Annotated in this window: 18 protein-coding genes; 7 read left to right on the top strand and 11 right to left on the bottom strand. The window is 60.2% G+C overall.

What is annotated here, in order from left to right; genetic code table 11:
• Nucleotides 1-21 precede the first annotated feature (21 nt).
• Nucleotides 22-462, bottom strand: a complete 441-nt coding sequence (locus Ga0074115_RS05755) for a DciA family protein (protein ID WP_057954998.1) — start codon at nt 460-462, stop codon at nt 22-24.
• Between the two features lie 135 nt (nt 463-597).
• Here Ga0074115_RS05755 and Ga0074115_RS05750 point away from each other — a divergent pair, with 135 nt between their 5' ends.
• The 4 genes from Ga0074115_RS05750 to Ga0074115_RS05735 all read left to right on the top strand — a co-directional run bounded on the left by Ga0074115_RS05750 (nt 598) and on the right by Ga0074115_RS05735 (nt 6657).
• Entirely contained in the window at nt 598-1536 is a 939-nt protein-coding gene (locus Ga0074115_RS05750; protein WP_232432925.1) for a M23 family metallopeptidase, read from the top strand.
• A 115-nt stretch (nt 1537-1651) separates the two neighbouring features.
• The gene (secA, locus tag Ga0074115_RS05745; RefSeq protein WP_057954996.1) at nt 1652-4465 is read left to right on the top strand and encodes a preprotein translocase subunit SecA; all 2814 of its coding nucleotides are present in this window, start codon (nt 1652-1654) and stop codon (nt 4463-4465) included.
• A complete protein-coding gene (gene argJ, locus Ga0074115_RS05740; RefSeq protein ID WP_057954995.1) occupies nt 4462-5667 on the top strand; it encodes a bifunctional glutamate N-acetyltransferase/amino-acid acetyltransferase ArgJ in 1206 nt (401 codons plus the stop codon). Before secA ends, argJ begins: the two co-directional genes overlap by 4 nt.
• A gap of 54 nt (nt 5668-5721) precedes the next feature.
• Complete coding sequence (locus Ga0074115_RS05735) at nt 5722-6657, top strand: Nudix family hydrolase (RefSeq protein ID WP_057954994.1); 936 nt, start codon at nt 5722-5724, stop codon at nt 6655-6657.
• A gap of 31 nt (nt 6658-6688) precedes the next feature.
• Here Ga0074115_RS05735 and Ga0074115_RS05730 read toward each other — a convergent pair whose 3' ends face one another.
• The 3 genes from Ga0074115_RS05730 to Ga0074115_RS05720 form a co-directional block, all read right to left on the bottom strand.
• Nucleotides 6689-8641 (bottom strand): SLC13 family permease, encoded by a 1953-nt coding sequence (locus tag Ga0074115_RS05730; RefSeq protein ID WP_057954993.1) that lies wholly within the window; start codon nt 8639-8641, stop codon nt 6689-6691.
• A gap of 119 nt (nt 8642-8760) precedes the next feature.
• Nucleotides 8761-9144 carry a hypothetical protein gene (locus Ga0074115_RS05725; RefSeq protein WP_057954992.1) on the bottom strand — a complete coding sequence of 128 codons (384 nt, stop codon included), beginning with the start codon at nt 9142-9144 and terminating at the stop codon, nt 8761-8763.
• A gap of 13 nt (nt 9145-9157) precedes the next feature.
• Nucleotides 9158-9556: a PilZ domain-containing protein gene (locus Ga0074115_RS05720; protein WP_057954991.1), complete on the bottom strand. Its 399-nt coding sequence runs from the start codon at nt 9554-9556 to the stop codon at nt 9158-9160.
• A 458-nt stretch (nt 9557-10014) separates the two neighbouring features.
• On the opposite strand from Ga0074115_RS05720, the gene Ga0074115_RS05715 reads away from it, so the two are divergent.
• From Ga0074115_RS05715 to Ga0074115_RS05705, 3 genes are all read left to right on the top strand, one after another.
• Nucleotides 10015-11439, top strand: coding sequence for an ATP-binding protein (locus Ga0074115_RS05715; RefSeq protein ID WP_157292673.1), 1425 nt, complete (start codon nt 10015-10017; stop codon nt 11437-11439).
• A complete protein-coding gene (locus Ga0074115_RS05710; protein ID WP_060528310.1) occupies nt 11397-12059 on the top strand; it encodes a response regulator in 663 nt (220 codons plus the stop codon). The genes Ga0074115_RS05715 and Ga0074115_RS05710 overlap by 43 nt, the downstream gene beginning before the upstream one ends.
• A gap of 296 nt (nt 12060-12355) precedes the next feature.
• Nucleotides 12356-13705 (top strand): HD domain-containing protein, encoded by a 1350-nt coding sequence (locus Ga0074115_RS05705; RefSeq protein WP_057954988.1) that lies wholly within the window; start codon nt 12356-12358, stop codon nt 13703-13705.
• Nucleotides 13706-13767: 62 nt separating this feature from the next.
• On the opposite strand, the gene Ga0074115_RS05700 is transcribed toward Ga0074115_RS05705, so the two are convergent.
• The 7 genes from Ga0074115_RS05700 to Ga0074115_RS05670 are packed head-to-tail and all read right to left on the bottom strand — an operon-like array spanning nt 13768 to nt 19596.
• Nucleotides 13768-14901 (bottom strand): DUF3570 domain-containing protein, encoded by a 1134-nt coding sequence (locus Ga0074115_RS05700; protein WP_057954987.1) that lies wholly within the window; start codon nt 14899-14901, stop codon nt 13768-13770.
• Nucleotides 14888-15106 carry a DUF4266 domain-containing protein gene (locus tag Ga0074115_RS05695; RefSeq protein ID WP_057954986.1) on the bottom strand — a complete coding sequence of 73 codons (219 nt, stop codon included), beginning with the start codon at nt 15104-15106 and terminating at the stop codon, nt 14888-14890. The genes Ga0074115_RS05700 and Ga0074115_RS05695 overlap by 14 nt, the downstream gene beginning before the upstream one ends.
• Before the next feature lie 3 nt (nt 15107-15109).
• Nucleotides 15110-15604, bottom strand: a complete 495-nt coding sequence (locus Ga0074115_RS05690) for a TlpA disulfide reductase family protein (protein ID WP_060528309.1) — start codon at nt 15602-15604, stop codon at nt 15110-15112.
• 12 nt (nt 15605-15616) lie between these two features.
• Nucleotides 15617-16246: an outer membrane beta-barrel domain-containing protein gene (locus tag Ga0074115_RS05685; RefSeq protein WP_060528308.1), complete on the bottom strand. Its 630-nt coding sequence runs from the start codon at nt 16244-16246 to the stop codon at nt 15617-15619.
• Nucleotides 16216-16965: an SH3 domain-containing protein gene (locus Ga0074115_RS05680; RefSeq protein ID WP_232432924.1), complete on the bottom strand. Its 750-nt coding sequence runs from the start codon at nt 16963-16965 to the stop codon at nt 16216-16218. Before Ga0074115_RS05680 ends, Ga0074115_RS05685 begins: the two co-directional genes overlap by 31 nt.
• 4 nt (nt 16966-16969) lie before the next feature.
• Complete coding sequence (locus Ga0074115_RS05675) at nt 16970-19009, bottom strand: HzsA-related protein (RefSeq protein WP_060528306.1); 2040 nt, start codon at nt 19007-19009, stop codon at nt 16970-16972.
• Nucleotides 18997-19596: a hypothetical protein gene (locus Ga0074115_RS05670; RefSeq protein ID WP_057954981.1), complete on the bottom strand. Its 600-nt coding sequence runs from the start codon at nt 19594-19596 to the stop codon at nt 18997-18999. Before Ga0074115_RS05670 ends, Ga0074115_RS05675 begins: the two co-directional genes overlap by 13 nt.
• Nucleotides 19597-20177: the final 581 nt, after the last annotated feature.

The raw sequence follows: 20177 nt of genomic DNA, 5'->3' as shown, positions 1-20177 counted from the left end.
TGCGATCTGGCCGCCGTCAGGCTAGTCTGCGTGGCTGCTGAGGCGCAGTAGCGCCTGCTTCAGCTTCTCATCGCTGGTGTGCTCCGCGGTATCGCGAAGTAACTCCGCACTCATGTGTGAAAGCCTGGCTCGGCGAGGTGGGTGCTGTGCCACAGCGTCCGGACTCTGAGTGCTGACCACCTTCACGATGATGCGCCCGAACGCGACTCCATCGTTGCGGAGTCTGCGTAGAAGTGCGTCAGTGAGAAACCGTAGACGGCTGCTCCAGACCGGAGAGTCTGTCAGGAGGGTCAGAGTGCCTTTCCCGGGGATGGCGCCGAGGCAGTGCTGATCGAGGGGCGGTGGCAGATAGCTGGATACACGTCGGAGCAGCGACTTCTGGATTTCGAGCTGCTTTGACAGGGTTGCAAAAGCGCTGCGTGTTCCGATAATTTCTTCTACTACTCTGATCTTGCGTTGCATGCCAAGATCATAGGAGAATTAATCCATCAAAACCACCATATAACTTCAGGATAACTTAGGTGGTAAAATTCTCAATCTGCGGGTCAGCTGGACGCTACATGGGTTGAATTGCATCTAAGCGGGATAGATCGAGCTATGAAGATTGTCTTTGTAAGGGGACTGGGGGCGCCTCTGGGGCGCAAATTCCGACTGTTCAGTTTTGTCGTGGGGCTTGGAACGCTGATCGTTTTTGGTGGGGCGATGCTCTCCGTCGGCTATCAGCTGGGCCTGGCTGACGCGGAGTTTCCCGAGCATCAGTTGGTGCGTTCCCTCAAAGCGACCTTTGATGCCGAACGGCGCATGCTTCAGGATGCCCGCGCCAAAACCGGTGAGCAGGTGGATGCTCTGGCGTTGCGGGTGGGGCGTCTGCAGGCGCAGCTGTTGCGGCTGGATGCATTGGGGCAGCGGCTGGTCGAGGTCGGCAAGCTTGACCGCGGTGAGTTTGATTTTACCGCCAAACCGGCGATGGGCGGCCCCCAGGGCGGTGAAAATGAGACTGCCCAGCAGGCAATCCCCGGGCTGTTGCAGGAGCTGGCACAGCTCGAATCAAAGATCGAAAGTCGTCAGCAGCAGTTGGTGCTGCTCGAGGACCTGATCCTGAACTCGAATCTTGAGCAGGCGCTGCATCCGACCGGACGTCCGATCAGCAAGGGCTGGATCTCCTCCTACTATGGGATGCGCAACGACCCCTTTACCGGCAAGCGGGCCATGCACAAGGGAATGGATTTCGCCGGCAAAAAGGGTTCAAATGTGATTGCGGTCGCTGCTGGCGTAGTGACCAAAGCAGAACAACATCATGGCTATGGCTTGTTGGTTGAGATCAACCACGGCAAAGGTTATGTCACTCGCTATGGCCACAATGAGGAGATCCTGGTGGCCGTGGGTGACCGTGTGAAGCAGGGCCAAGCCATCGGCAAGATGGGATCCAGTGGCCGCTCGACCGGACCACATGTTCACTTTGAGGTTTTGCGCCATGGCAAGGTGGTGGATCCAACCCGCTATATTCGTAAGAAGCGGGAGCAGGACAAGGCCTGATCCGCGTCTAGGATATAACACTCTTATTGCTCTTCCCGCATGCCTCCGCCTTCAGCAAACCCTGCTGTTAGGGTATGATCGTCTGATTTCGTTTTTCTAACGGGTCCCTTAACAGATGGTCAGTAAAATCTTCAAGAAGATCTTCGGCAGTCGCAACGATCGCCTGATTAAACGCATGTCCAAATCGGTCGCTCAGATCAGTGCAAAAGAGCCGGAGTTCGAGGTTCTCTCCGACGATCAGCTGAGGGGTAAGACGGCCGAGTTCCGCCAGCGTTTGGAGGCGGGTGAGAGCCTTGACGCGCTGCTGCTAGAGACCTTTGCCGCAGTGCGTGAGGGCGGGCGCCGCGCGATGCAGATGCGCCACTTCGACGTGCAGATGATCGGCGGCATGGTGTTGCACCAGGGCAAGATCGCCGAGATGCGCACCGGCGAGGGCAAGACCCTGGTGGCGACCCTAGCGGTCTATCTCAACGCGCTGCCTGGCAAGGGTGTGCACGTGGTCACCGTGAACGACTACCTGGCGCGCCGCGATGCCAGTTGGATGGGCAAGCTCTACCACTTCATGGGGCTGAGCGTCGGCGTCATTAACTCCTCTGGCGGGATGGGACCCGACAGTGCCTCCTTCCTGTTCGATCCCGATTATGACGGCTCAGCTGGCGGCTATCTGCATCTGCGCCCGGTGACGCGTCGCGAGGCCTACGCCGCTGACGTCACCTACGGCACCAACAATGAATATGGCTTCGACTATCTGCGCGATAATATGGCCTTCTCTGCCGATCAGCGGGTGCAGCGCAAGCCCTACTTTGCGATTGTCGACGAGGTCGACTCGATTCTGATCGACGAGGCGCGTACCCCGCTGATCATTTCTGGTCCTACCGACGATACCTCGGAACTCTACAAGTCGATCAATGAGATCATCCCTCGCTTGGTCCGGCAGGAGCCGATTACCGACGAGGAGGGCCAGCCCGACTTCGGTCCCGGCGACTACTCGGTAGATGAGAAGGCGCGCCAGACCTTCCTCAGCGAGGAGGGCCATCAGCATGTTGAGGAGATGCTGACTGAGGCCGGCCTGCTGGAGGAGGGGGCGAGCCTTTACGACTCCAACAACATCATCCTGATGCACCATGTGATGGCGGCGCTGCGGGCGCATGTGCTGTTCCAGCGCAACGTTGAATACATTGTCAAGAATGGCCAGGTGGTGATCGTCGATGAGTTCACCGGTCGCACCATGGAGGGCAGGCGCTGGTCCGACGGCCTGCACCAGGCGGTAGAGGCAAAGGAAGGTGTGGAGATCCAGAACGAAAACCAGACCCTCGCCTCGATCACCTTCCAGAACTATTTCCGCCTCTACGAGAAGCTCGCAGGCATGACCGGCACCGCCGACACTGAGGCCTTCGAGTTTCAGCAGATCTATGGCCTGGAAGTGGTGGTGATCCCCACCAACGAGCCGATGGCTCGCAACGACATGGGGGATCTGGTCTATCTCACCCAGGAGGAGAAGTATCAGGCAATCTTGGAAGACGTGCAGGATTGTGTTCAACGCGGTCAGCCGGTGCTGGTCGGTACCGCCTCCATTGAAACCTCGGAGCTGGTCTCCGCGCTGCTGAACGAGGCGGGGGTGGAGCATAAGGTGCTCAATGCCAAACACCATGAGCAGGAGGCGGCTATCGTCGCCCAAGCGGGGCGTCCCGGTGCAGTTACCATCGCTACCAATATGGCTGGTCGCGGTACTGACATTGTGCTCGGCGGCAACCTGGAGGTGGAACTGACTGAACTGGGGAATCCGGCGAACCCCGCGGAAGTGGAGAAATATACCGAGGCCTGGCGACAGCGCCACCAGCAGGTGCTGGAGGCTGGCGGCCTGCATGTGGTCGGTACTGAGCGTCACGAGTCGCGGCGCATCGACAACCAGCTGCGTGGCCGTTCAGGTCGCCAGGGTGATGCCGGCTCGAGCCGTTTCTACCTCTCCCTGGACGACAGCCTGATGCGCATCTTCGCCTCCGACAAGGTCGGCAGCATGATGAAGAAATTGGGCATGGAGAAGGGCGAGGCGATCGAACACCCCTGGGTCTCCAAGGCGATCGAAAACGCTCAGCGTAAGGTGGAAGGGCGCAATTTCGACATCCGCAAACAGCTGCTCGAGTATGACGATGTGGCCAACGACCAGCGCAAGGTGGTCTACAAGTGGCGCGCCGAACTGATGGAGACTGACGACGTCTCGGATAACATCAATGCCCTGCGTGCCAGCGTGGTTGACGATATCTTCCACGCTTATGTGCCTCCCGAGAGCATTGAGGAGCAGTGGGATGTGCCGGGTCTGAGCGAGGCGTTGGCGGAAGAGTTTGGCGGCGAATGGCCGATCCAAGCCTGGCTCGATGAGGATCATGACCTGCATGAGGAGACCTTGCACCAGCGCATCCTCGAGACCCTTGAACAGGCCTACCAGGAGAAAGAGCAACTGGTGGGTGAGGCCAACATGCGTAACTTCGAAAAGGGCATCATGCTGCAGACCCTCGACTCTTTTTGGAAAGAGCACTTGGCGTCGATGGACTACCTGCGCCAAGGCATCCATCTGCGCGGCTATGCGCAGAAAAATCCCAAGCAAGAGTACAAGCGTGAGGCATTCGAGATGTTCTCCCGCATGCTGGATGAGATCAATCGCGAGGTGATCGGCATCCTGTCGAAGATGCAGGTGCAGATGCCGGAAGAGATGATGCTGCAGGAGCAGCAGACTGACGAGTTTGAATTCAAGCACGAAGAGTTTCATGGGCTCCCCGACGAAGCGGAGGCGGCCCCCGCCAAAGATTCGGAGGCGGCGGCCGAAGAGCACCAGCCGTTCGTGCGTGAAGGCCGCAAGGTGGGGCGCAACGAACCCTGTCCCTGTGGTTCGGGTAAAAAATACAAGCACTGTCACGGTCAGATCAGTTGAACGGCCAGGCGGCTTTTCCAGTACCCGGCGTGCGTCTCGGTGTCGCCGCCGCCGGCATTAAATATGCGGAGCGGGATGACCTGCTGCTGATCGAACTGGCAGAAGGCGGCAGCTGTGCCGGGGTCTTCACCCGCAACGCCTTCTGCGCCGCCCCGGTGCAGCTAGCCAAACGCCATCTGCAGGCGGGCGCACCGCGCTATCTGCTGGTCAACTCCGGGAACGCTAATGCCGGGACCGGTGTGCAAGGCATGACCGATGCCCTGCGTAGCTGTGCGCTGGTGGCGCAGGCGACCGGCTGTGAGGCGAGCCAGACGCTGCCGTTCTCCACTGGCGTGATCGGTGAAAACCTGCCGATGGCCTGTTTCGAAGCAGCGATCCCCAAGGCCCTGGCCGATCTGGATGAGAATGGTTGGCAGCGGGCCTCGCGGGCGATCATGACCACCGACACCCGTCCCAAGCTGATCAGTCGTCAGTTCCAGCTCGACGGTGAGACCATCACTGTCACCGGCATCGCCAAGGGGGCCGGTATGATCCGCCCTGATATGGCCACCATGCTCGCCTATCTGGCGACCGATCTGGCGGTGCAGCCGGCTCTGCTGCAGCAGTGCCTCGAGCCGGCCGTGCACCCCTCCTTCAACAGCATCAGTGTAGATGGCGACACCTCCACCAACGATGCCTGCATGCTGCTGGCCAGTGGCGTCTCGCCTCACGCAGGGGTAACCGATGCCGACTCCCCAGCGTTCAACAGTCTGTGCGAGGTAGTGAGCGAGGTCTGCATGGAACTTGCCAGGGAGCTGGTGCGGGACGCCGAGGGCGCCACCAAGCTGGTCGAGATCCTAGTCAGCGACGCGGCAGACGAGGCGGAGGCACGGCAGGTCGCCTACACTATCGCCCACTCGCCGTTGGTGAAGACCGCGCTGTTCGCCAGTGACCCCAACTGGGGGCGCATTCTGGCTGCGGTGGGCCGTGCCGGTCTGCAGGATCTGGATATCGAACGGATCGAGATCTGGCTTGATGACGTCTGCATCGTCCGTGATGGCGAGCGTGCCAGCGACTACACGGAAGAGGCGGGACAACGAGTCATGGACCAGCAGGAGATCACCATCGCGGTGCGCCTGGGCCGAGGCGCGGTGGAGAGCCGCGTACTCACCTGCGACCTCTCCTACGACTATGTCAAAATCAACGCCGAATACCGTACCTGACGGGATTATGAATTGTGAGTGTTGAATTCATAATTCAAAATTAAGCATGCAAAATTGACCTTAATCCACGTTGCCGCAGCCGCGATTATCGATAGTGATGGCCGCGTCCTGATCAGCAAACGCCACGAGCATCTGCATCAGGGCGGTCTGTGGGAGTTCCCCGGCGGCAAGCTGGAACCCGGCGAGTCGGTGGAGGCGGCCCTGCGGCGCGAGCTGTATGAGGAGCTGGGCATCCGGATCAGCCGCTTCGAACCGCTGATCCGCGTTACTCACAACTATGCAGAGTGCTCAGTGCTGCTCGATGTCTATCGGGTCTTCAGCTATCAAGGGGAGCCGCGGGGCATGGAGGGGCAGCCTCTCAACTGGGTGCTGCCCGAGGCGATGGAGCCGGCGCTATTTCCCGCCGCCGACCGCCCCATCATCAGCGCACTGCAGCTCCCCTCGCGTTATCTGATTACCGGCGAGAATCCCGCTAACCCGGAGGCGTTTTGTGCGCGTCTTGAGAGTGCTCTGAAACGAGGTTGTCGCCTGCTCCAACTGCGCGCCCATGGCTTGTCGGATGTGGCATACCGGAGCCTTCTCGGGGAGGCGTTGGCGCTATCCCAGGCACATGGTGCGCGGCTGCTGATCAACCGGCCGCAGCGCAGCCTCGATTGGTTCGGCGTTGCCGATGGTGTCCACCTGAACCGTCATCAGCTGTTTGAATTGACAGCGCGGCCGCAAGCGGCTGGACTGCTGGGCGCCTCCTGTCACGATCTGCAGGAGCTGAAGCAGGCTGAGCGACTGGGCCTCGACTATGCGCTGCTCTCGCCGGTGCTGCCCACTGCCACTCATCCCGAGGCGAGGCCGCTCGGCTGGGCGCAGTTCCGGACCCTGCTGGAGCAGGTGAATATCCCGGTCTACGCCCTTGGTGGCATGGGGATGGAACAGCTCTCCACTGCCCGTGAGCATGGCGCTCAGGGCATCGCCGCCATCCGCGGTCTGTGGTGAGATCGCCCCTCCGGATGGAGGGGCGGTCGGTTCAGAACACCAGGTTCAGCATCACCAGCGAGACTACCAGAAACAGCACCGTCATGATGCCGCCGGCCTTCATGAAATCGGGCACCCGGTAGCCACCCGGACCCATAATCAAGGCGTTGACCTGATGGGTCGGGATGAGGAAGGAGTTTGAGGTAGCGATCGCCACGGTCAAGGCAAATACCGCGGGGTTGGCACCGGCGCCGATAGCGATGTTGACCGCCAGTGGCACCAGCAGCACGGTGGCGCCGACGTTGGACATCACCAGGGTAAAGAAGGTGGCGAGCACCGCGATCGCGGCCTGGATCACCCAGGTCGGCATATCGCCCAGTACTGCCAGGGTCTGGTCTGCGATCCAGGCGGCAGTGCCGCTGCTTTCCACCGCCATCCCCAGCGGGATCAGCGAGGTGAGCAGGAATACGGTCTTCCAGCTCACCGCCTCATAGGCCTCGTCGATACTCAACACCTGGGTCAGGATCATCCCCACAGCGCCGGTCAGCAGCGCCACCGAGAGGCGCAGATCGGTGAACAGCACCATCGCCAGGGTGATGAAGAAGAAGGTCAGGGCAAACGGTACCTTGTGCGGGCGCAGCTCCTCGTGGGGGTATTCGGTGGTTACTACCACAAAGTTGCGATCCTGCTCCAGATGAGCAAGATCGGCCCAGGCGGTATGCACCACCAGGGTGTCGCCAGGACGGAATGGGGTCTGGCGTACGCCGCCGGTGCGACAGGAGATGATCTCCTCACCGCGGTGGATCGCCAGCAGGCTGAGGCCGAATGTCTTGCGCATCCAGACATCGCGGGCGGTCTTGCCGACCAGGTTGGAGCTGGGCGGGATGACCACCTCGGCGATACCCGCTTTGGCGGCGGCGAGGGAGTCGGCGAAGGTCTCCAGGTCGTTGCGCCGATTGATACCGCTCTCCTCGGAAAAGACTATGAAGTATTCTTCCGCGCCAAGCAGGCCGAGTACAGTGCCCGCCTCGATACCGAGACCGCGATCGACGCCGTCAGCGCCAAGACGCAGGCCGTCGCCTTTCTCTACAGCGATGATGCGCACCTTCCAGCGCTGCTCCAACTCGTCGACACTGACCCCCACCAGTGGACTTTCTGCCGGCACTACCATCTCATACACCTCGGTGGCCTGCAGGCCGTAGGTCTCGCTGAAGTAACTGGCAGCGTCGTGGCCCTCAGTGTGTTCGGCTTTGTTGGCTGGCAGCACAAACTTACCCGCCAGGATGAAGTAAACGATACCGGTGATGACCAGGGCGAGGCCGATCGGAGTGACGGCAAACAGTGGGAAGGTCTCCATCTGCTGGCTAGCCTGCAGCGGTTGGTTGGAGGTATGGATCAGGTCGTTGAGCAGGATCAGCGGGCTGGAGCCGACCATGGTGATGGTGCCGCCGAGGGTCGCGCAGAAGCCCATTGGCATTAGCAGGCGTGACAGGGGCAGGCCGGTGCGGGCGGAGATGCGGCTCACCACCGGCAGAAACAGAGCGGCGGCGCCGACGTTCTGCATGAACGAGGAGATGAAGCCGACGGTGCTGGAGAGCAGCGGAATGATGCGTCCTTCGGTTGAGCCGCCGATACGCAGGATAAAGGCGGCGACCTGGCTCATGATGCCAGTCTTGTCGAGGCCGGCGCCGATGATCATCACCGCGATGATCGAGATTACCGTGTTGGAAGAGAAGCCGTTGAACAGATCGGTGGTCGGCACTAGCCCCTGCTGCAGTCCCATCAGCGGCGCTAACAGGCTGGTCAATCCCAGCAGCACCATCACGGTTATTGCCGCTACGTCGACCCCCACCACCTCGAAGGCAAACAGGTAGATAGTCAACAGCAGGATCGCGCTGACCCATGCGATCTCGATGGTGGGTACCAGATTGGCTAGCAACAGACCAACGACCAAAAAGACCACGGCGGCGATCAGATTCTTTTTTAAGGCTGGGGCAAGTGGCATGGGTGGGCAATCCTCTGGCTGTGGTTGAGCGGCGCACCCAAAAAAACCGCAGAATATTAACACATTCTAAACTAGCCGCACTTGCCGAGCGTGCTCAGCCCGAGGGATGTGGGGCGGAGTTACCAGTCGAGGCGGTTGTCCAGACGTAGCATCACTGTCCAGATCGCGGGCATGCCACCGGCGATCATCTCTTCCAGCGGGGTGATGTTACCGCAGCGCTGTTGCGGGGTGGTGACCCAGAGGTTGGCTGAGAGTGCGCTGTGTGGAAACAGGCTGGAGAGCGCCTGATCGATCTGGATCAGCAACAGCAGGCGCTGTTGAATCTCCGCCTCCTGTGGCAGCGGGTTGCCAAGTCGGTAGCGGTTGAGCTGGCGTCGCTGCAGCTTCTCACCGAGGCCAAGCAGAGGTCCCATCAGCGCTTCTGGAATCTGCCAACGTTTGAGGATGCGGAAGATAACGCGGGTCAGTTCGACCCGCTCATCGAGGCTCAGTTCAGGCTGCACCAGCAGTTGCAGATCAGTCGTGGAAGGCGTATTCAGCGATCAGTGCGCGCACCCGCTCGATAGATTCCCCCGGCGGCTCCTCAAAGTAGAAGCCGGTGTCGTAGAAGGAGCGGTTGACGTCATTGTGGCTCCAGCGAGTTACGGCCTTGAAATGGATGCTCTTGAGTTGGCCGCTGCCACTCCTGTCGGGCAGGCGGATCTCGAGATCGAAGCTGCGGCCGTCGGGGATCGAATGCTCGCCCACCAGCATCATCCCTTCAGTGGTGATATCAACCACATGGCCCAGCAGAGCGTTGCTGTCACTGTCCCAGACCCGCAGATAGTAGATCAGATGACGGCGTTTGATAGCGCGTCTGTCATCTGCCGCTGCGTTGTCTTGTGGGCTGTGTTCGAAAGGTTTTTTTACATACATCGCTGAGACTCCAAGTGGGGCCTGGCGGTCCGGAATCTAGCGGATCGGAGGCGAGGCTCGGTTCAGTGTCGATTGCACCAGAATGATAGTGATTGTTGCAGAATTCGCAATCGACAGCTGCCCGAAGCGAAATTCTGTCTCTTTTCTTCCTATTGCGGCCGCTTCCAGATGCTGACATCAAGGCTGTGTTAGTCAATTACGAATGCAATTGAATTCAGGCCAATTTTAACCGCAAGGAACACAAAGGGTGCGAAGAAAAGAGATTAAGAAATCCACATTAGAAACAATCTGTTATCACCTTCGTGCCCTTTGTGCTCTTGGCGATAATACAATGAGTTATTGGGATAGATGAAGTGGTCCTGATGTAGACTTCAGGGAGTCCGGACAGTCAGGCCAATATATGCTAGTTTTCGTTGGGCCTCGACGACCAGCTGCAAAACAACAGGGATCTTGAGTCGATGTCGCCAGCCGTATTTGCCAAAGAGTTATTCAAGCACTCGGAGTATCAATCCGCCTGGGTGCGCCTGATTATCTGGATATTCAGCGCCGGCTATATCGGACTTGGTGCTACCACCGGTTATTATGAGGTGGATCTGCTGCAGTATGGGGTGCTGTTCGGCAGTTTTCTGTTTGTCTTTTTGCTGCTGCTGGTCAGTGTCTACTACCATCCGGTGTCGCATCGTCGCCGTTACCTGGCCCTGCTGACCGACATCAGCGCGGCCAGTCTAGCGATCTTTCTCACCCAAGAGGCGATCAGCCCCTTCTATCTGCTCTATATCTGGATCTTTGTCTCCTACGGTACTCGCTACGGCAAAGCGCTGCTGAAGGCCGCCTCGTTGCTCAGCACTCTGGCCTATGTGGTGGTGCTGATTGCATTGGGCGAGTGGCGACAGTACACCTTTGAGGCCTTCTTCTTTCTGCTGCTGTTGGTGCTGCTGCCGCTCTACCAGTATTCGCTGCTGCGCAAGCTGCATCAGGCGCGACAAGAGGCGGAACAGGCTAACCGGGCGCGGGGCAATTTCCTGGCTGCCATGACCCACGAACTGCGTACACCACTGATCGGTGTGATTGGTATGGCGCGGCTGATGGAGTCGACTCCGCTGAACAGTGAGCAGAAGGAGTATCTGCATTCGATTAATGCCTCGGCGCAGCTGCTGCGGGCGTTGATTGGCGATATCCTCGATTTTTCCAAGATCGACGCCAACAAGCTGGAGCTGGAGGCGGCGCCCATCGATCTACGCGAGTTGGTGGGAGACGTGCTCTCAACCATTTCGGTGGTGGCCCAGGAGAAACAGATCGAGCTGGTCTGCGAGGTCGATCCAGCGATTCCACGGGAGCTGCAGGGGGATGGGCTGCGACTGTCACAGATCCTCTTCAATCTGCTCGGCAACGCGATCAAATTTACTGATCGCGGTGAGGTGATCTTGCGGCTGCGACGCAGGCTGGGGGATGAACGGGTGGCGCAGCCTCATATACTGATTGAGGTGCAGGACAGCGGTATCGGCATGGATCAGCAGCAGCTGCAGCAGGTATTCGGGATGTTCTGGCAGGCTGACCCCTCCAGTAGCCGCCGGTTTGGTGGCACCGGTCTTGGAACCACCATCGTCAGGGATCTGAGTCGTCTGATGGGGGGGCATATCGATGTCAGCAGTGAGCCGGGCCAAGGCAGCTGCTTCTCCGTCAGGTTGCCGCTGCTGCCTCCGCAGAGCGGCCGCATGGGGGTGGCATCACCGCTGCTGGCAGGGCGCAAGCTGCTGCTGATTGAGGCCAACCAGCCGCGCGGCAGGCCCACCTGGCAGCGGTACAGGAGCTGGGGATGCGGGGGCGGGGGGTGGCAAGCGTGGCTGAGATCAGCGAGCTTGCAGAGCAGGATTGGGACCTGATCCTGTTGGCGGATTCGCTGGAAGGCATCGACCTGCCGGGCAGCATCGAAGCGATCGACCGACTCTGCGGTGATAGTGTGCCGATCGTCCACGTCGGCTATCGTGGACGCCTGCTCGAGTTGCCGCCGCGCATCTCACAGAGCATGCTCAAGCCGTTTCTCTCCGGCCAGTTAGCCAAAGTGGCGCTTGAGTTGTTGCGGGGCAATGCCGATCGTCAGCAGCAGGCAGCGGCACTGCCGTTCGCTGGAGCGAGGGCGGCTGAGAGTGGCATCCGGATCCTGCTGGCGGAGGACAATGCCATCGCTGCCAAGGTGCTCTTTACCCTGTTGCAGCAAAAAGGACACAGGGTCTGTATCGCTCGGGACGGCCAGGAGGCGCTTGAGCTGTTGCAGGCTGAGCAGTTTCATCTGGCGTTTGTCGATCTGCGCATGCCGCGCATGGACGGTTTTGAATTGACGCGTCGTTATCGGCAGCTGGAGCCAGAGACCGAGCATCTGCCGATTCTGGCGCTGACCGCCAATGCTCCGGAAGATGTGCTGCAGCAATGCAGCAATGCAGCGAGGTGGGCATGGATGATTTTCTCAACAAACCGGTGGAGCCGGAGCTGCTGGATAGGGTGATCGCCAGCTATGTGGAAGTGCCCGGTTATGTTTGACTAAGGAGCCTCTGATTACGTCTGGATGAAGTGGATTGTGATTCAGAATATTCAGATTCAAGGCGCAAATCGCCCGTAAAGCTACCGCTCCCTGCTCACGCTCCTCCCCTACATCTCTGTCGGGGATAACTGGCTCTTGCGAACGACTGCATGGATGCAGGAGGTAGGGCAACGCATGGAGCCGTTGCCGAGATTTGCCACGCAGAAGCTGGATATTCTGGGCACAAGATACGAGTTCATGACTTGATCAGAGGCTCCCTAATGAATGACTTTGTCGAAAAGGCCAGAGCCTATGCCACTCAGGCCCATGCGCGCATCGATCAACGCCGCAAATATTCCAACCAGCCCTACGATGAGCACCTGAAACGGGTTGCTGAATTGGTGGAAGAGGTCAGCGATGATCCGCAGATGATCGCGGCCGCCTGGTTGCACGATACGGTGGAGGATACACCCGCCACGCATCGCGATATCGAACGTGAGTTTGGTGCCGGGGTGGCGCAACTGGTGGATGAGCTGACCGATGTGAGCCGCCCCGGTGACGGCAACCGGGCGTTGCGCAAGGCTCTAGATCGGGAGCATATCGCGCGTGCCTCGGCGTCGGCGAAGACAGTCAAGCTGGCCGACCTGATCGACAACTGCCGCGATATCTGTCGGCATGACCCGCGTTTTGCACGGGTCTATCTGGCTGAGATGGAGGCGCTGCTGCGAGTTCTGCAGGAGGGTAATGAGACCCTGTTGAAACGCGCCCACAAGGCATGGAACCGTTGCCGGGAACAGCTTGGCGCCGAGAAGGAGGAGTCTCGCCATGAGTCTGAGATGTTTGCGCGTCATACTCAGAATGCTAGTTTTGACCAGTGGCGGGCGCTTCGCCTCTTCACCGAGTCTTTCAGCGCCAGTGACATTGCCGAGCCGCTCGGTTCTTTCGACAGCGATACCTCGGCGATCAAGGCCCACGAGATCATGCTTTCGAAGGGATGGTCGGTCGCTGGCCTGCGCGAAGATGGGGTGGTAGAGGGGTATATCCTGCGGGATGACCTGCAGCGTGGTTACTGCGGTGACTACCGCCGCAGTTTTTCGCGGGGACAGCTGATGCGGGGTGATGCGCCACTCTCGGACGTGATCTATGTGCTGACCCGCCACGCCTCCTGTTTCGTAAATATCATCGGCGGTACCTCGGGCATCATCATCCGTGAGCATATCCAGAAACCGATCGTGCGCATGTGGCTGTTCGGCATGATCACTATCATTGAGATCAACCTGGTGAAGCGCATCGAGGAGAGCTACCCGGATGAGTCGTGGCAGTCACAGCTCAATGATGGCCGTCTCGACAAGGCCAGACAGATGCAGCAGGAGCGGCAGCGGCGCGGCCAGATCTCTCGTCTGATCGACTGCCTGCAGTTCTCGGACAAGGCACAGATCCTGATCAAGGATGAGGTGCAGCTGGCCTGGATGGGCTTCGATTCGAGGCGGGTGGCAAAAAAGGCCCTCAGAGATCTGGAGTCGTTGCGCAACAATCTGGCCCACTCCCAGGATATCGTCTCCCACGACTGGCCACAGATCGCCCGCATGACCCAGCGCATCGAGTTTCTGATGGGATTCGGGGAGGAGTGAGCTCCTTCCCGGGATTGTGTTAGAAAGCGCAGCCGGCAGCGTTCCTGTGCTGATTTGTCATCTCAATACCAGATCGAGAGGTAGAGCCGCAGCACATTGGCGGAGAAGTCGTAGAGCGGCTCTTCGCCCACCGGCCCCGGTTGGCTGAGGTCACGGAAGTCTTGATAGTCGAAGAAGAGGAAATTGTAGGAGAGGTTGAGAGTGGCGCTGTCGACCAGCTTCCAGTCGTCGCGAAGCAGTTTGTAACTCACTCCCAGTCCCACCGAGTGGCTGCTGAAGCTGCTCAGCTCCTTGTCCCGTGCCATGTAGTTCTGCGCTTGGGCGAGCGGAAATAGGTCGCTGTAGAAATCCGCCGCGCTCTGAGTGTAGTAGCGATAGCTGAGGTCGAAGGTCCAACGGTCCTGGATTGGCTGGGTATAGCCCAGCTCGGCGTTGTGGGCGTTGATGCCCCAGGTGTCGGTAAAGAAGCGGTACTCCCCGGAGAGTGCCGCCCGGTAGGACAGATGGTAGCGCAGTCGTGCTGCCAGTGCGTTGCTGGTGCGGGTGTTGGGATAGATCTCGGGCTCGTAGCTGTAGCCCTGCGGGTTGGCCGGGTCGAGGTAGCGTACCGAACGGTAGGGGTTGTTGAGATAGCCCTGGTCGGCGATGGTCTCCCAGGTGAGGGCGAACAGGGTGTTGGCCGAGACCACCTGACTCAGCCCCAGGGTGAAGCTGTTGCGGGTGATGTCCTCGCTGAAGCCGGGGTCGCCGTTGCGCCGTACCTGGTCGTTGCCGCGGCTGTAACCGAGGGTGACGTTGGTGAGATCGCCGAACATCTCCTGACTGATGCTGAAGTGGAAGGTGTCGGCGCTGTAGTCGCTCTCCTCGCTGTTGGTATAGCCGAGGTTCATCAGCGAGTTGCCGTGCAGATAGTCGATCGATGCGCTGGTCTCGGTGCGCTCCTCGCTGTAGGGGCTGGCGCTGGTCACCACATCGATGGAGGCGCTGGAGATGGCGTCCACATAGTAGTTGGCGGAGACGGAAACGCTCTCGCCAAATTGCTTGCGCGCCAGGATCGATGGCCCGCTGACCGTCACTCCGCCACCGTCGTAGCGGTGGTACATAGCATCCGCTCGCTCCTCCGGCAGCTGTGCCGCCAGCAGCGGCAGGCTCATCGTCAGGGTGGCGCCAAACAGAATTCGCTCAATTACAGCCACAACCACCTCCCTGGCCGCCCTCGGCCCCGCGTGCCGCCTCGCGCGCCTGATAGACATGCTGCATATAATTGTCGGCCACCGGGTTGCGGCTGAACTGCATAATCGGGTCGGCCAGCCTGGCCCGTTCGTAGGGTTTGACCCAGGGTTCCACCGTGCAGCCAGCCAGCAGCGCTAGTGCCAGGGTCGACAGAATCATCGTTCGCATCGCCTACTCCCCCACCAGCAGCCGGATCTGCTCCTGATAGGCCTCTTCGTAACCGGGCTGATAGCCTTGGTGAATGAAGCGCTGATTGCCGTCCCGATCGATTAGCAGGGTGGTGGGCATCGCCGCCACCCCATAGTTTTTGCTGACCTGGTTGTCACTGTCGAACAGGATCGGAAAGCTCACTCCCAGCTCCTTCGCCAGCTTGCGTGCCTTGGCGCTCTCCTGTTCGACATTGACCCCGAGCAGGGTGAAGCCGAGGGGCCGGTAGCGCTGATAGAGCGCCTCCAGCAGTGGCATCTCCTGCCGGCAAGGGTCGCACCAGCTGGCCCAGAAGTTGATCATCACCACCTCGCCGCGCAGCTCGCTGAGGCGCAGGTTCTCGCCGCTGAGGCTCTTCAGGGTGAAGTCGGGGGCCGGTTGAGTCGCCCGCACCGGGCTGATAAACAGCAGCAGGGCCAGCAGTATCAGCTGATGGGAGATTCTGTTGGGTTGTTTCATGGTGATAACTCTCTAAAAGAAGATGCTCAGCCCGCCGCTCATTTCGATGTTGTGGGTGGTCTTCTCCTCCCCCAACAGATCGCTGCTGAACAGCTGGTCACGCAGGTCAAGATGCAGTGCGAAGCTGTCGCTGAGCAGCAGCCGGTAGCCGAGGCCGAGGTTGATGCTGAAGTGGTCGTCGCCGGCGAAGGTGCTGCTGCCGGCCCCGCCGATCAGATAGAGCTGGCTGTTGAAGGCCCGGTCACGACCGATGAAGACCTCCCCAGGCAGCAGGTTGTAGCCCACTGAGAGGTTGTAGTAGGTGAAGTTGCGCTCGCTGTCGGTGAGCAGTTGGGCGCCGCCGCTGAGCAGTTCATAGCTGGTTTTGCTAGCCCGTGAGCTGGTGAGGCCTGCCTCGAGGAAGAAGTCCTCAGTGAGGTGGTAGTTGAGGCGTACTCCATAGACTGGGTTGGTGCCGAAGTCCTCGATGCTGAGGGCGCCGGCGAACAGGCCGATCTCGAAGTCCTCGGTGTCGATGGCCGGCTCGACGATTTCGCGGCGCGGCAGATCGGGCTCGATTATCGGCTCCGCGCCCAGCAGGCTCACAGGTTGCCAGCAGAGCAGCCCGGCGATCAGAAGAAGAAAGCGATGCCTAATTTCCATTCCGAGTACTCCTCGTTGTCGTCACGGCTGGTGAATATCAGCCGGTGTTTGTATTCGCCGCGCAGCATGAAGCGGCGTCCTAGATAGAGCTTCGCGCCCAGACCGACGTTGGCGGTCTGATCGGTGCGATCCTCGCTCTGCACCAAGGTGCTGCGTGGGCGGGTGTGGATCAGGCCGGTGCCGATGGTGAAGAAAGGCGAGACTGGCCACTCCGGGAAGGGTTGGGCAAGCAGGTTGATGTCCGCCATCAGCTGACTGGAGAAGTTGCCGAGGGCGTGGGAGAGCGATAGTTCTGCCGACAGGTTCGGTGAGAAGGCGAAGCCGCCATAGCCGCTGAGCAGTGCCGCACCCTCTAGATAACCACCGAGCAGTCCAGCCTCCCAGCGGCGCTGACGGAAGTCAGCTAGACGCGGTGTATCCAGGTGCAGTGGCTCACCCAGGCTGTCCAGGTTGCCACTGAGCTGCTGCAGATGGACCCAGCCCTCCACTCCTTTGTGGGTGCGCAGCTTGAACCAATCGGTGCGGCGCATCAGGATCTCCACCCGTTCGCCCCGCGCCACAGCATGGAAAGCGGGGAAGGCGCGCCCCGGGCCGCTCTGCAGTTCGATAAACGGCGCACTGATCTCTACTTGGCGATACTGTTCCTCGGACGCTGTTGGCAGGCTGAGCAGCCACAGCAGTAGCCAGAGTAGTGAGCGATTGCAGCGGGGAGAGGGCATCGACTCACTCATCGCGCGGGATGTCGAACGGGTTGTTCCAGTACTGGGCGCCGATGTCGAGCCACTCCGACAGCAGTCGTAGCTCGGCCGGGCTCAGATAATCGGCGTGGGAGCCGCTGGCGGCGAACCTGTCGAAAAAATAGCTGCCCAGGGCGGAGCCGGCGCGCATCGAAGGGCCGGGGGCGGCTACCGGCACCAGTAGCGGGATCGGCTGACCCGCCTCGTCGAGGATCGGGTTGCCCTCACCATCGGTCTCGAACAGAGGGTTGCCGAGCTCGTCGGTGGCCGCTAGCTGCTGGTCCTGCAGCAGCCCGTCGCGGATCTCCTGGGCATTGTCGGGGAACAGCAGCTCCCGGTAGGCCTTGAAGTGATCCGGCTCGGCATCCGAGGGGCCGTCGCTCAGGTCAAGCTGGGCGGCGGGCAGTTGCAGTGCACTGTTGTCGTCGGTGGTGGCGTGGCAGCGGCTGCAGGTCTGGTCTTCGATGAGCTGTCCCTGAGCGTCGAGCCGCTGGCGGGGCAGGCTCCAGAGCGGATGGATATGCGTCTCATAGTGGATCACGCTGCGGCAGAGGCGAGACCAGCGCTGCTGGCAGGCCTCGCTGGCCGGGGCCGGGCTGGTTAGATCAGTGTAGCGGTAGCTGAAGGACGGCGCTTTTGGCTGCACTGCGGGGTCGGCCCAGTGGTCCTCGAACTGCAGATCGACGCTGGGGGTGATGGCGGCGCAGTCGCTCTGGCAGCTGATCCGGCCCCGTGCCTGGGCCATGGTCTCGCCCTGATTGGCCCAGATCGCCGGGTCGCTGTTGGGGAACGGCAGGCCATCGCCTAGTGCGCCGGAGTTGAGCGCTGCTGGCAGGGCATCCTGGCGAGCATGGGGCACAGGGCTGGCCGGATCGTGACAGCCGTGGCACTCCAGGCTCTCGCCGGGGCGCAGCTGCGGCCAGTGGTCGTGGCGTGGGCCGACACGCCGCCCTGCCCGGTCAAGCAGGCTGAAGCTGAAGGGGGTGTCAGCAGGTACCCGGATACTCACCGAGCCGTCGGGTTCGATGGGGGCGTAGCCGAGGATCTCACGCATCCCCAGCCCGCGGTTGCGGCCGAAGGCGCTGTTGGGGATCACCAGCAGATTGCGCTCGGGTAGGGCCACCGGCTTGTAGAGGCGCAGGAAGCGCAGTGGGCGCTGGTCCGGTCTGGTCTGGGTCGGATCGGCCAGGGTTGTGAGGTCGGGTTCGGCACTGTCCTGGCCGTCCAGATCGTAGACGCTGCGGATCTGCAACAGGCCGACCCCGGCATCGACCATCTCGCCGTCCAGCCCGACCCCGGCAGCTTTGTCGAAGATGACCGTCGGCGGGGTGCGCACCTGTAGCGCCACCACCTCTTCATAGATCACCCCCTCCTGTGGGGTGAGTAGTGGTTGTTGAGTTGCCTCGGCCGGGTCGTAGACGTAGAGGCCGTAGAGCGGAGGGGCCTCCTCTGCCTGAGGATCGGCCAGATTCTCCTCTGTGCAGGGCAGGGTGTGCTCGCCGATGCGTAGTCGGCATTGGTTCCAGCTCAACAACAGCCGCTCGGTGCCGTCCCAGAGCGGGAAGGCGTCGCGGTAGCGTCCGCCTGGCGAGGGGGCGTTGTCGGTGCGTACTAGGTTGATGGTAGCAGGCGGCTGGGCAGTGCCCGGCGCGGCCTTGCCGCCTATAAGGGGGCGGTCGTGCTCGACGAAGTTGTCGATGTCGATGCGCACCAGGTCGCCGCCGCCATTCAGTCCATTGAACGGCTTCAGCAGTGTCAGCAGACCACCGTCAGGCAGCTCGCGGGGGCGCAGGAACTGCACCGCTGCGCCGTTCGTGCCGGTGGCGTGGCTGTTGGCGCCGTAGAGCAGCTGCAGCTCAGTGCCGTCCGGGTTCATCTGATAGAGACTGATCGCATCGCCGCTGCTGCGCTGCCAGCGGCTGAACACGACTCGGCCGTCGCTCAGTACCGTGGGGTCGAGATCGTGACTCTGGTTGAAGGAGATCTGCTGGATGTTGCTGCCGTCGGCGTTCATCAGATGCAGCACGAAGATGGGCTCCTGGCGTGCCTCGTTGAGTGCCGGGTATTGCGGCTTGCCCTCGTCAAGTAGCAGCGCCTTGGCGCTCTTCTGGCGGCTGGAACTAAACAGGATCCGCCCGTCCGGCAGGTAGTGGGGGCGATGTCGTGACCCGCTTCGGCCAGGGTGTCGGAGGGGATGATGCGCCGCAGGCTGTGGTCGGCGCGACTGTACTCCCAGATGTTCCAGCTTGGCTGGTCGGCCTCCTCCGCGCCTTCGATCTGTGGCAGGCGCAAAGAGAACAGCAGCCGTTCGCCATCGTAGGAGGGCTGCAGATCGCGCACGTCGCCCAGCCCGCCAGTGATGTTGTGGGTGAGGTTGATCTTCGCTGCGCTGGGTGAGGCGCGCTCGCGCAGATAGAGATCGGCGCCAGCGCTGAAGGTGATGAGTCGGCGCACATCCTCCTGCTCGATAGCCTCGGCAGGTCGTTTGATATAGGCGAGCGGGTAATCGATCACCACCGGATCGGGAGCCTGGCCCTCCCCGCCACAGCCGGCGAGTAGCATCAGTGCCAGCAGGCCGGCAAGGCTGCGATTCAGGCAGGCGAAATAATACATCCGCTGTTGGTCCCCGTCTTTATGTAATGAATAGGTTGAAAATTGAACTGCTTGCCTGCAGGCCGGCTAATTCCTAATGGTGTTCAGGGTTGGAGCTGAACTGCTTGGGATTTATTTCTCAATTTAATGGCCGGAAACGCAGATTAATTAATCTGTAAAAAGCTGAGCTAATTATGAATGGGGGGCGTGGAAAAAACTGCAAACATAATCACAGCGGCCAGGGTGGAAGTTAAATGCTCGTCACAGAAGCATCCTCTGCTTGCACGCATGATTTATATCAAGCCGTATTTAGGGCTGGCTTGAGTAAAACGTCAGCATTATAAATGGCGGCTTGCTGACTAAATAAAAGATAAAATAATGTCAGCATGGACAATATCTTAAGTGAACATTCTTGCTGGATTCAGAGTGTGATGAAGCTATCTGTTAATTGGGTGGTCTGTAGCAGAATGCAGGTTTTTTTGTTAATTGCATTGCACTCGGGTGATGAGGCGTTCTTTAATTGCCTGTGACTTGGTTGGTAATTATTAATGCGCGTTCATGTCGGTTCAAAAAGGGAGACTTCGTGCCGGTTTTTTAATTAT

Origin of the sequence: endosymbiont of Ridgeia piscesae (genome assembly GCF_001443665.1) — a bacterium.
In the GTDB taxonomy this organism is placed as follows: Bacteria; Pseudomonadota; Gammaproteobacteria; order Chromatiales; family Chromatiaceae; genus Endoriftia; species Endoriftia persephonae.
The sequence above is the reverse complement of the archived record's forward strand: the minus strand, read 5'-3'. Positions and strand labels throughout refer to the sequence as shown.

Excerpts from the sequence above, each read along its gene's own strand:
- Ga0074115_RS05755 (WP_057954998.1), bottom strand. The coding sequence starts at position 462 with ATGCAACGCAAGATCAGAGTAGTAGAAGAAATTATCGGAACACGCAGC.
- Ga0074115_RS05750 (WP_232432925.1), top strand. The coding sequence starts at position 598 with ATGAAGATTGTCTTTGTAAGGGGACTGGGGGCGCCTCTGGGGCGCAAA.
- secA (WP_057954996.1), top strand. The coding sequence starts at position 1,652 with ATGGTCAGTAAAATCTTCAAGAAGATCTTCGGCAGTCGCAACGATCGC.
- Ga0074115_RS05730 (WP_057954993.1), bottom strand. The coding sequence starts at position 8,641 with ATGCCACTTGCCCCAGCCTTAAAAAAGAATCTGATCGCCGCCGTGGTC.
- Ga0074115_RS05720 (WP_057954991.1), bottom strand. The coding sequence starts at position 9,556 with ATGTATGTAAAAAAACCTTTCGAACACAGCCCACAAGACAACGCAGCG.
- Ga0074115_RS05715 (WP_157292673.1), top strand. The coding sequence starts at position 10,015 with ATGTCGCCAGCCGTATTTGCCAAAGAGTTATTCAAGCACTCGGAGTAT.
- Ga0074115_RS05705 (WP_057954988.1), top strand. The coding sequence starts at position 12,356 with ATGAATGACTTTGTCGAAAAGGCCAGAGCCTATGCCACTCAGGCCCAT.
- Ga0074115_RS05695 (WP_057954986.1), bottom strand. The coding sequence starts at position 15,106 with ATGCGAACGATGATTCTGTCGACCCTGGCACTAGCGCTGCTGGCTGGC.
- Ga0074115_RS05690 (WP_060528309.1), bottom strand. The coding sequence starts at position 15,604 with ATGAAACAACCCAACAGAATCTCCCATCAGCTGATACTGCTGGCCCTG.
- Ga0074115_RS05685 (WP_060528308.1), bottom strand. The coding sequence starts at position 16,246 with ATGGAAATTAGGCATCGCTTTCTTCTTCTGATCGCCGGGCTGCTCTGC.
- Ga0074115_RS05680 (WP_232432924.1), bottom strand. The coding sequence starts at position 16,965 with ATGCCCTCTCCCCGCTGCAATCGCTCACTACTCTGGCTACTGCTGTGG.
- Ga0074115_RS05670 (WP_057954981.1), bottom strand. The coding sequence starts at position 19,596 with ATGTATTATTTCGCCTGCCTGAATCGCAGCCTTGCCGGCCTGCTGGCA.